Below are 11491 nucleotides of genomic sequence, written 5' to 3'. Positions count from 1 at the left end.
CATAATTTTTGACAATCAGTATAGGAAGAATCTGAATCAAATTCAGAATAACAATTTCAATTTCTTCTTTTAAAAGCCTCTTTAAATTAAGTTTAAATTTTTGTTTTCAACTCGTGTTCCATTTGTGCTTTTTCTTTATCACATAAACATTTAGAATGTTTATTTAAATTGGTTTTATACTTATCTATACATTTGGTAATTAATCCATTTTGCTTTGAATATAATCCACATTTTCTGCATACTAATAAATGAATCCTCAATTTTAAAATTTCCCAAAAAGTGGCCTCTTTATATTGGCTTTTATCACAAATTGTAGTTGCCTGGTTGCAAGTTATTTTCATTTGTATTTTATTTAATTTTTAAACCAATTATCTTCCATACATTTTCTTAGCTGTGTTCTGGCTCTATGTATAATTACCCAAAGATTTGACGATGAAATCTCTAACTCCTTACAAATATCTTCTGTTTCAATTTGTTGAATAGTTTTCATTCTAAAAACCATTGCATATTTTTCTGGCAAGTTAGCTATACATTTTTCAAGCGCATCAGATAACTCCTCATTTTCTATATCTTTTTCTGTTTCATTATTCCAAGATGAAGGAATACGTTCTTCAATCCAATCGCCTTCTCTTTCACCATCATCATAAAAATTCATTTTAACCTCTGCTTTTCCTTTTGCCGAATTAATTTTACGATAATAGTCTATAATTTTTCTTTTTAAAATAGCTACTAACCAGGTTCTTTCACTAGCCAATCCTTGAAAGTTATCCATTGCTTTTAATCCAGCAAAAAAAGTGTCTTGCACTAAATCTTTTGCTAAATCATGATTATTAATTCTGCCTATTGCGTAATTATATAAATAATCTGCATGAAGTTTCACCCATTTATCTGGGTTTAATAGATGTGTTTCTTTTGGCATTTATGAATATTATTTTAGTGCTAAAATAATTTAATTTATATGTTAGACTTACTATTATTAGCAAAACTACCTAAAATTGCAAATAATTTTTTTCGATCTATTGGTTTTGATAAATACTCTGTAAATCCTTTTTCTAAAGCTGTTTCTTTGTCCGATTCCATTGCAAAAGCCGAAAGGGCAATAATTGGCACTTTTGGATTGAATTTTTTTATTTCATTCATAGCCTCAAAACCGTTTAAAATTGGCATTTTTATATCCATTAAAATTAAATCGATATTAGGATTTGCTTTGGCTAAATTAACAGCTTCCAATCCGTTAAAAGCTTCAATTACTTTTATTTTTGTATTAGAAAAAAGTTCGTTTATATATAACATGTTGTACTCTTCATCTTCCGCTATTAAAATTGTAAGTTCTATATTCTCCATAGGTATTTGTGCAATTTTTTGTTCTAAAACTGTGGTAATTGGTTTTTGTTTGGATTTTAAATATGGTATTGTAAAATAAACGGATGTGCCTTTATTGTTAGAATCTATCCAAATTTCTCCATTAAATAATTCTACAAATTTTTTAGATATTGCTAATCCTAGACCAGTTCCTTTACTTTGTTTGCTTAAATTTAAATTTGCCTGAGTAAATCTATCAAAAATAACAGCGTGCAATTCTTTATCTATACCAACTCCTGTATCTTTTACAAAAAAGAGTAAGGTTTCATCATCTTTTAATTCGTACCCAAACTCAATACCACCTTGTTCAGTAAATTTAAAAGAATTTGACAATAAATTGGTTAAAACTTGATTCAATTTAGGTCCATCAATTTCAATAAAGCTTTTTGCGCTATCTAAGCCTTTTTTTACTACTAATTCTAATTTATGGTCAGAAGCTATTTGCTTATAAAACACATATAAATCATCTATTAAATGGTTCATATTTGTAGCTTCATAATTTAATTTAACAACACCTGCCTCAATTTTTGATATATCTAAAATATCATTTACAATATTTAGTAATTGTTTACTGCTAGTTACAACAATATTGGCATATCTTTTTCTATCTGCATATGATAAGTCTGCTTTTAAAAATAATTCTGAGAACCCAATAATTCCATTCATTGGGGTTCTAATTTCATGACTCATATTGGCTAAAAATGCCGATTTCAATTTGTCAGATTCTTGTGCTTTTGCCAATGCTTTTTTAAGTTCATCATCGCTATTTTTACGCTGAATTGCACTGCTTATTTGATCTGCTACAAACTCTAATAATTGTAAATCGCTTTGTTTATAGGCGTTTTCATTTGTATAGCTTTGCACTACAATTGCCCCAATAGTTTTATTTTGAATTTTTAAAGGAACTCCCACCCAAATTTCAGATTTAAACCCAACTAAATCAACAATACCTTGCTTAATTAATTGTTGATGCTCTTTATCTGTTAACATTAAAGATTTACCAGATTTTATAACATAACCAGTTAAACTTTTTTTGGCAGGAAACTCTTCTAAATGTTCTTTTTCATCAACTAATATTGGCATTTTTATCATATCTGTACTTTCATCGTACATACCAATATAAAAATTGCTGGTGTCTATAATTTTATGAAGTTCTTCTTTAATATATAAGCTAAATTCATTAAAATCTTCAATTACAGAAACTCCTTTAGATATATTGTATAAAACATTTTCAATTTGTTCTATTTTCACCCTTTCTGTAATATCAACAAGTACTGCATGAATGGTGGTTTTATTATCAATATCTTCTATTTTTGTAAGCGTAACCTGAACAGGAAAAACCACTCCATTGGCGCGCTTATGATGCCACCTAAATCTATTAAAACCATTATCAATAGCAATTTTCATTACTTTTTCTGCTTTATCAAAAGAATTTTCTCCATCTGATTGAAATTCAGGTGAAAGTTGTGATGGATGCAGTTTTACAAGTTCCTCTTTTGTTTTAAAACCAAACATTTTTAAAGAAGCCTTATTACAATCTGAAAACAATCCATTTTTAATAATTAATACAGAATCTATAGATTTTTCAAATATATCTTTGTATTTTCTTTCAGATTTTTCTAAAAGTATTTTCGCTTTTATTCTATCTGTAATATCATCAACCAAACAAGCTGCGCCAACAATAGTACCATCGGATTCTTTTAGAGTTACACTATACCAATCGCAAATAATTATTTTTCCGCTTTTGGTTATGTTTTCATTTGTTTGTCTAAAACTTTTATTTTGAACAAATGATGTTTCTCTCAATGTTTTCATTTTACCCAGCAAATGTGGAGGTGTTAACAAATCAGGGCTAGATTTTCCTAATACTTCTTGAGCTGTGTAACCAAATATATGTTCAGCAGCTTTGTTCCATTCTAAAATTTTATAATCTGTATCCCAAATAATAGATGCTAATGGTGTATTGTTAAATTGATGTTTTAATTGTTGATTGCTTTTGAATAATAAATCTTCTATGTTTTTTTGTTCTGTATAATCTTCAATAATTCCTTGTATATGGGATATTTCATTATTAAAATCTCTAATAACATCAATATTGGCTTTTACCCATTTTATTTTTTTATTTTTAGTGTAAATTCTAAATGGTTTTGGCTTTAAGGTTGAGAGGTTACTTTTTACAAGGCTAAAAACTTCATTTCTAATAAAATTTAAGTCTTCTGGAAAAACTAATTGGTAAATTTTAATATCTCCATTTAAAAACTCTTTATAATCGTATCCAAACAAATTCACTATATTTTCAGAAGCAAAAATGACTGGAAAATCTCTTTTGTTTTCACAAAGAATTGCAATAGAAGAGCTTTTATTAATAATATTATAAGCTTCCTTAATTCGGTTTTCTCGTTCTTTTTTTTCTGTTATTTCATGAAAAAAGAGCATAATTCCTTTACTGGACGGAATAATTCTGTTTTCAAACCATCTATCCCAAGGTTTAAAATAATTTTCAAAATTTATTGGTTTATTTGTTTCTATAGCTACTTTAAGATTGGCAAAAAACAAATCTCCCTCTTCTACAGGAAACTCTTTTAAAATATTTTTCCCTAAAATATCTTTAGGTCTTTTACCTAATATATTGGCTGCTTTATCATTTAAATAAACATAGTTTAATTGTGTATCTAACAATGCGAACCCTTCTTTAATGCCTGAAAAAGTATCTGACAATAAATTTTTTGTTGTATTAATTTCCTGCTCTGCCAAAACCCTTTCTGTAACATCTTGGGCTGTACCAATTATTTTAACAATTCTATTTTTTTTAACTAATACACTTCTATGTTCGCTAATAAATTTAATTTCATTTTTAGCTGTTTTTACTCTATAAGAAAGTACTTGGTTCTGATTTTTTAATAAATTGGTAATGGAAAAATTATTAACAATATTTTTATCATCATCAAAAACAAATGATAAATAAAACTCTAATGTTGGCGTAACACTTTGTGGTATTAAACCTAACATATTATAAGTTTCATCTGTCCAGTAAATTTCTTTTGATAAAAAATCGTAATGCCAACTTCCTAATTTAGCAATTGCCTGTGACTCTTTATATCTGTGTTCGCTTTCTGCTAATTTATTCCTAATTTTTACTTTTTCAGTAATATCTTCTACAGATATAATTATATTTTCTAATGATGTTAAACTTTCTTCTGCTACTTTATATTTAATTAAAATATCAAATTCTTTCCCTTCTAGTGTTTTATTAACAGATTCCAATTCAACTTCTGTTTTTCCTAAAAGTATATCTTTAATTAAACGAGTAAAACCTGCATTAGATTTTTCTGTAAAAACTTTGTTTAAATTTTCAAATAAATCTTTTTTGCTATTGGCTTTGTACAACGAAACTGCTGCTGAATTAACATCTTTAATTTGAACAAGCGAGGCTAACTCCTCAACAATACTTGGGTGTTTTGTTAATAAAGTGCTTAAATCTGTATTATATTCTTTTAATTTTTTTTCGATCAGTAACTTTGCCTGAGAAAAATCTTCTATAAATAAAGCAATAGGTGCATATTCAAAAAAACTAAAATATGTAGTATTTTTTATATCCTCATTCGAACCATTTTTAACAATTCTTTCTTCCATTTTAATTCATTAGGGGTTTTCAATACCTAAATATACATAATATTTAAATTGAATAAGGCCAGGTGCTATAATAATTTAAAGATTTTTATGATCTTTAGGAAGTGTAATTGTAAAAACAGAACCAACATGTAATTCGCTATTTACAGTAATTTTACCACCATGTCTTTTCACAATTTTTTGAGCAATTGGCAAACCTAAACCAATACATTTTATTTTATCGTCGGAATACGTGTTTACTACAAAAAATTCATTAAAAATTAAATACTTATTATCTTCATCAATTCCCATTCCATTATCAGAAATAATAATCTCTATTTCTAATTGGTTATTTACCACTTCAATTTGAATGTTCGTATTTTCGCTAGAATATCTAATAGCATTTTGTATAATATTTAAAATAGCAATTTCAAGTTCAGTTCTATCAAACTTAAAATCAATACTACTGTTAGGTAAATTATACTGAATAGTAATATTTTTTTTAGCCGCTAGTTGTTCTGCTTTTTCAATAACATCAATAATAAATTTATTGAAATTTTGATGTTGAAAATTGAAATTTAATTGAGGTAATTGGTATCTGGAATAATCTGCAAGTTTATTTAGAAATTTTAAAGAAAAATCTGAAGAATTTTTTATTATTTCTATGTGTTTCTGCAATTTATCGGGCGAGTAATTAGGTAAACTTTCTAAAATCATTTCGGAAAATGAAAATGAAACTCCAACCGGATTTTTTAAATTATGAATTAATTTTTTGAATATTAGATTGTTAAGCTCAACAATATCGTTCAACTCCTTCTCTTTATTCTTAAGTTTTAAGCTTAATTCAACTATTTTATCTTCTAGCTCTTCGCTTCTTTTCTCTAGGCTTTCGTTATCTTTTTTCACAATAACATATCTTTTTAGGGTAAATTTAACTGTATTGAAGCTATTATTCAAATTTTTATATAAATATTATAATTCTTATTAAACTAGCGCTATACTTTCAACATTTTTTTAATAGCAATGATTTTTCATTACTTTTACCCTTTCGTTTTAAAATAGATATAAAAAATGTCGACTTCAAAAAAAGAATATAAAAAAATCACTACCAAAAGCCTGGTGGAAATGAAAAAAAATGGCGAAAAAATTGCCATGTTAACCGCATATGATTATACCATGGCAAAAATTTTAGACAATGCTGGTATAGATATACTTTTAGTAGGTGATTCTGCATCTAATGTAATGGCTGGTCATATGACTACTTTACCAATTACATTAGATCAAATGATATACCACGCAAGCTCCGTAATTAGAGCAATAAACCGCTGTTTAGTTGTGGTAGATTTACCATTTGGAAGTTACCAAGGGAATTCTAGAAGCGCTCTTGATTCTGCTATTAGAATTATGAAAGAATCTGGTGGACATTCGGTAAAACTAGAAGGTGGAAGCGAAATTAGAGAATCTATTTCACGTATTTTAACAGCCGGAATTCCTGTAATGGGACATTTAGGTTTAACACCACAAAGTATTTATAAATTTGGATCGTTTACCGTAAGAGCAAAAGAAGAAGAAGAAGCTCAAAAACTAAAAGAAGATGCTTTATTACTTGAAGAATTAGGTTGTTTTGCATTGGTTTTAGAAAAAGTGCCTGCAAAATTAGCTAAAGAAGTTGCCGAAAGCATTTCAATTCCGGTAATTGGAATTGGCGCAGGAAACGGTGTTGACGGACAAGTTTTAGTAACGCACGATATGTTAGGAATGACGCACCAATTTCACCCTCGTTTTTTAAGAAGATATTTAGATTTATACTCTGAAATGTCAAATGCATTTGAAAACTACATTACAGATGTAAAAAGTGTAGATTTTCCAAATGAGAATGAGCAATATTAAATGAAAGTACTATTTATAGATACCAATCATCCTATTTTAAAAGCTGGTTTAGAAAAATTAGGCTGTATTTGCGATGAAGATTATACTTCTTCAAAAGAAAAAATTGAAGAAAAACTTTTCAATTACAACGGCATTGTAATACGAAGTAGGTTTACTATTGATCAACAATTTATAAATAAAGGAAGTAATTTACAATTTATTGCACGTGTTGGCGCAGGACTTGAAAGTATAGATGTTGACTATGCCCAAAAAAAAGGAATTCATTTAATTTCATCGCCCGAAGGAAATAGAAATGCAGTTGGAGAACATGCGCTGGGTATGATTTTAGCTTTGTTTAACAACATTAAAAAAGCCGATTTAGAAATCCGTCAAGGAAAATGGATTAGAGAGGGAAATAGAGGTATTGAATTAGAAGGCAAAACCGTTGGAATAATTGGCTATGGAAACATGGGTAAAGCCTTTGCCAAAAAATTAAAAGGTTTTGATGTTGATGTAATTTGTTACGATATAAAAGAAGGCGTTGGCGATGAAAACTGCAAACAAGTTTCATTAGAAGAATTGCAAGAAAAAACTGATGTTTTAAGCTTACACACACCTTTTAATCAACTTTCAAATAAAATGGTAAATACCCAATTTATTTCAAAATTTAAAAAACCTTTTTACTTAATAAATACCGCCAGAGGTTCTGCTGTTGTAACAGACAACCTTGTTGAAGCACTAATAAATAAAAAAGTATTGGGTGCATGTTTAGATGTAATTGAATATGAAAAATTATCATTTGAAAATTTATTTGAGAACGATAATTTACCCGAAGCTTTCAGCTATTTAATAAAAGCAGATAATGTATTATTATCGCCACATATTGCTGGTTGGACAGCAGAATCTAAAGTTAAATTAGCACAAGTAATTGTAGATAAAGTTCAAAATATATTTTTTGCTGAGTCTAAAACTGAGGAAAAAACAGTTGCTAAACGAGTTACAGGAATTGGCGGATTGTTTTTTAAAACCGAGAATCCTGCAAAATTAAAAGAATGGTATAAAACACATTTAGGTTTTAATACTGATGATTATGGCTGTACTTTTTGGTGGAAAAACAACAACAATAAACTAGCAAGCACACAATGGAGTCCGTTTAAAAATGATACTTCATATTTTTCTCCTTCAAAAAAAGACTACATGTTTAATTATAGAGTAGAAAATTTAGTAGATTTATTAGCTAAATTAAAAAATGAAGGCGTTACTATAGTTGGTGAAATGGAAGAATATGAATACGGTAAATTTGGTTGGATATTAGATCCTGAAGGTAATAAAATAGAACTTTGGGAACCAATTGACAGTGCTTTTTTATAAAAAATTAATTAACTTAAACAATAAAAAAAATGGATGTAATTGATGAAAAAGGAAATGTAGTTCCTAAAAGTAGTGAAGAAAGCAAAAGAGTAATAGCTGGTATTTTAGCTTTATTACTTGGAACGTTTGGGATTCACAAATTTGTATTAGGATACACAAAAGAAGGTATTATTCAACTTATAATATCGGTATTTAGTTGTGGATTATTAGGAATTATTGGGTTTATTGAAGGTATAATTTACCTAACAAAATCTGACGAAGAATTTATTTATATGTACCAAACTAATAAAAAAGGCTGGTTCTAAATTAAATATCAAATTAAAAACTAAAAAACTCTGCAATTAAATTGCAGAGTTTTTTAGTTTTTATAAATCTTACTATTTTTAACTATATAATAACCCTTGTTATAAATTAACTCAAGGGCTTATTATTAGCAGAAGTTTCGTTTAAAGTTTCAGCTTCATTGTTTTCATTTTCTAAACGGCTTTCCAACTCTGCCTGAAATTCTTCCATAACAGGTTTTACAGTACTTTCAGGTATTTCAGAAATTCTGATATACATTAATCCATCAACAGAATTATTAAACAACGGATCTACATTAAACGCCACCAATCGTGCATTTTGCTTTACGTATTTTTTAATTAAAACAGGAATACGCAATGCTCCAGGTTCAATTTCGTCAATAACTTTATCAAACTTGTTCATATCAGCTTGGGTTGCATCAAAAACAAAATCTTTATCGGCATCTTTTAGCTTTACTTTATATTCTTTTTTAGGATGAATATATTGTGCAATATATGGATCGTAATAATGAGATTTCATAAACTCAATCATTAGCGATTTTGAAAAATTAGAAAACTGATTACTAATACTTACACCTCCAATTAAATATTTATATTCTGGATAACGTAACGTTACATGAACAATACCTTTCCACAATAAAAATAAAGGCATTGGTTTTTGTTGGTATTCTTTAATTATAAATGCACGTCCCATTTCAATAGAATATTCCATCATAGAATATAATTCTGGCTCAAACTTAAATAAGGTTTGCACATAAAAGCCATGAATACCATACTTTGCATAAATATCTTTTCCTAACCCCATTCTATAAGCACCAGCTAAAGCTTTTGCTTCATCATCCCACAAAAATAAATGATGATAGTAACTATCAAAGCTATCTAAATCTATCGCTTCATTTGTACCTTCACCAACTTCTCTAAAGGTTATTTCACGCAAACGACCAATTTCAAAAATTAAATTTGGAATATCTTTTCGTTGCGCAAAAAACACTTCATAGTTTTTACTTTTTAGCAAACGCCCACCATTTTCACGCAATGCATCTACTTCTGATATCATTTTTTCAATATCGCGTTGACAAACAATTTCTTTTGGAGCTTTTGGTATTTTTAAAGCTGCTGTAGTTAATGGTTTTGGTTCCTTTTGATAAGGATTTGCCAACATATAGGTTTTTCTACGAATAAAATCGCAAAAATCTTGTGTGCTTTTATATTCTTCTTGATCGTTTACAGAAATTGGTTTGCCTATTCTAACTTTTATTACTCTACCTTTTTGAGATAATAATTCTGAAGGTAATTTTGCGGTACGTAAAGTTGGATTTAATTTGGATAGCAAATAAAATAACCTACTATTTTTTGCATGAAAATATATTGGAATTACCGGTACATTGGCTTTTTGAATTAATTTTATAGCGCCTTCTTCCCACGGTCTGTCTACAATTAATTTTCCATCTTTGTAAGTAGAAACTTCACCTGCAGGAAAAACACCTAATGGATTTCCCCCTTTTAAATGAGATAAAGCGTTTTTTATACCTGCAATACTTGATTGCGCATCCTTTCTATCTTCAAAAGGGTTTACCGGCATAATAAACGGTTTCATAGGTTCAATTCTATGCAATAAAAAATTGGCTATTATTTTATAGTCAGGGCGTTTTTCTATTAATAATTTTAATAATAAAATTCCATCAATTCCACCAAGTGGATGGTTAGAAACAGTAATAAATGCTCCTTCTTTTGGAATTCTTCTTAAATCTTCTTCTGGAATTTCAAATTTAATTTCTAAATCATCTAAAAGTGCTGTAAAAAATTCTAAATCTTTTAAATGTTTATGCTTATTATAAATTCTATTTATAGCAGAAATTCTAAGTACTTTTAATAGTACCCAACCAAAAAATGTTCCTATAAAACCATATTTATCAAGGCTTACAACCTTTGCAACTTCTTTAGCTGTTACTAAACTCATTTATATAAAATTAATGTAGCTACAAAAATACATAAATTTATTTCAATACAAGTTGCACAGTGCCTTTTGTAGCTTGTTTTAACAATATTTCACCTTTTTGTTCTATTCTTTCAACAGCTTCTTCAGTTGCATGCCTTACGGTATAAAGCATAACGTTTTCAAAATAAGAAACTTTATAGTTTTTATTTATTTCAGATAAAAACTGTTGAAAATTATTAAACTTATCTTCTATACAAACCGAAAAACTTAAAGCAGAATTTTGAATAAGATTTACCTTTAATTTATAATTATGTAAAATTTTAAATATATCGCTTAAATTATACTCAACCATAAACGAAAAATCTAAGGCCGAAATAGAAACTAAAATTTGTTGTTGTTTTAAAATAAAACAAGGTATTTGTGGTAGTAAGCAATGCCCTTTTCCAACAATTGTTCCTGTTGAATTTAAATTGTAAAAAGATCGAACATATAATGGAATGTTTTTATTTTCTAACGGTTTTAATGTTTTTGGATGAATTACAGAAGCGCCGTAAAAAGCCATTTCAATAGCTTCTCCATAAGAAATTTGTTGTAACAACTGTGCATTTTCAAAATATCTTGGGTCGGCATTTAACACTCCTTCAACATCTTTCCAAATTGTTAAACTAGCTGCATTTAAACAATAAGCAAAAATTGCTGCGGAATAATCTGACCCTTCTCTACCTAATGAAGTGGTATTTCCTTTTAATGTACTCCCTAAAAAACCTTGTGTAATGTATAATTTATCAGTATTTAATTTAGAAATATTTTGTTTTGTGGCTTCCCAATTAATATAAGCATCTCTGTAGGTTTCATCGGTTTTTATAAAATTTCTAACATCAATCCAATTATTTAAAACACCAATTTCATTTAAATAAATACTTACAATTTTTGTTGATAGTAATTCTCCAAAACCAATTATTTGATCGTAAATAAAATTATAATCAGTTTCTTTATTTGTTATTAAAAAGCCACTTAATTGCCCAAAAAATTGCTCAAT

8 protein-coding genes and 1 pseudogene are annotated in these 11491 nt (G+C 28.1%); 3 read left to right on the top strand and 6 right to left on the bottom strand.

Features of this window, described 5'->3' with window-relative positions; genetic code table 11:
• Positions 1 to 92: 92 nt before the first annotated feature.
• The 4 genes from ABY298_RS05660 to ABY298_RS05645 form a co-directional block, all read right to left on the bottom strand.
• A complete protein-coding gene (locus ABY298_RS05660; protein WP_372745036.1) occupies positions 93 to 341 on the bottom strand; it encodes a hypothetical protein in 249 nt (82 codons plus the stop codon).
• An 11-nt stretch (positions 342 to 352) separates the two neighbouring features.
• Positions 353 to 919 (bottom strand): sigma-70 family RNA polymerase sigma factor, encoded by a 567-nt coding sequence (locus ABY298_RS05655; RefSeq protein ID WP_372745035.1) that lies wholly within the window; start codon positions 917 to 919, stop codon positions 353 to 355.
• A gap of 35 nt (positions 920 to 954) precedes the next feature.
• Entirely contained in the window at positions 955 to 4995 is a 4041-nt protein-coding gene (locus ABY298_RS05650; RefSeq protein WP_372745034.1) for a PAS domain S-box protein, read from the bottom strand.
• A 75-nt stretch (positions 4996 to 5070) separates the two neighbouring features.
• Positions 5071 to 5877 (bottom strand): sensor histidine kinase, encoded by an 807-nt coding sequence (locus ABY298_RS05645; RefSeq protein WP_372745033.1) that lies wholly within the window; start codon positions 5875 to 5877, stop codon positions 5071 to 5073.
• Positions 5878 to 6042: 165 nt separating this feature from the next.
• Here ABY298_RS05645 and panB point away from each other — a divergent pair, with 165 nt between their 5' ends.
• The 3 genes and pseudogenes from panB to ABY298_RS05630 all read left to right on the top strand — a co-directional run bounded on the left by panB (position 6043) and on the right by ABY298_RS05630 (position 8516).
• Complete coding sequence (gene panB / locus ABY298_RS05640) at positions 6043 to 6861, top strand: 3-methyl-2-oxobutanoate hydroxymethyltransferase (RefSeq protein ID WP_372745032.1); 819 nt, start codon at positions 6043 to 6045, stop codon at positions 6859 to 6861.
• Positions 6862 to 7794: pseudogene (locus tag ABY298_RS05635) on the top strand (2-hydroxyacid dehydrogenase); the annotation flags it as partial.
• A 446-nt stretch (positions 7795 to 8240) separates the two neighbouring features.
• Entirely contained in the window at positions 8241 to 8516 is a 276-nt protein-coding gene (locus tag ABY298_RS05630; RefSeq protein ID WP_372745031.1) for a TM2 domain-containing protein, read from the top strand.
• A gap of 106 nt (positions 8517 to 8622) precedes the next feature.
• Here the strand turns inward: ABY298_RS05630 and ABY298_RS05625 are convergent, their stop codons facing one another.
• Both ABY298_RS05625 and ABY298_RS05620 read right to left on the bottom strand, forming a co-directional pair.
• Positions 8623 to 10473: a GNAT family N-acyltransferase gene (locus ABY298_RS05625; protein WP_372745030.1), complete on the bottom strand. Its 1851-nt coding sequence runs from the start codon at positions 10471 to 10473 to the stop codon at positions 8623 to 8625.
• Between the two features lie 37 nt (positions 10474 to 10510).
• On the bottom strand, positions 10511 to 11491 hold a 981-nt coding region (locus tag ABY298_RS05620; protein ID WP_372745029.1), incomplete at its 5' end, for an aspartate kinase.

The organism is Lutibacter sp. (genome assembly GCF_041596795.1).
Lineage (GTDB): Bacteria > Bacteroidota > Bacteroidia > Flavobacteriales > Flavobacteriaceae > Lutibacter.
This window is presented reverse-complemented; position numbering and strand designations above follow the sequence as displayed.

Excerpts from the sequence above, each read along its gene's own strand:
- ABY298_RS05650 (WP_372745034.1), bottom strand. The coding sequence starts at position 4,995 with ATGGAAGAAAGAATTGTTAAAAATGGTTCGAATGAGGATATAAAAAAT.
- ABY298_RS05630 (WP_372745031.1), top strand. The coding sequence starts at position 8,241 with ATGGATGTAATTGATGAAAAAGGAAATGTAGTTCCTAAAAGTAGTGAA.
- ABY298_RS05655 (WP_372745035.1), bottom strand. The coding sequence starts at position 919 with ATGCCAAAAGAAACACATCTATTAAACCCAGATAAATGGGTGAAACTT.
- ABY298_RS05625 (WP_372745030.1), bottom strand. The coding sequence starts at position 10,473 with ATGAGTTTAGTAACAGCTAAAGAAGTTGCAAAGGTTGTAAGCCTTGAT.
- panB (WP_372745032.1), top strand. The coding sequence starts at position 6,043 with ATGTCGACTTCAAAAAAAGAATATAAAAAAATCACTACCAAAAGCCTG.
- ABY298_RS05660 (WP_372745036.1), bottom strand. The coding sequence starts at position 341 with ATGAAAATAACTTGCAACCAGGCAACTACAATTTGTGATAAAAGCCAA.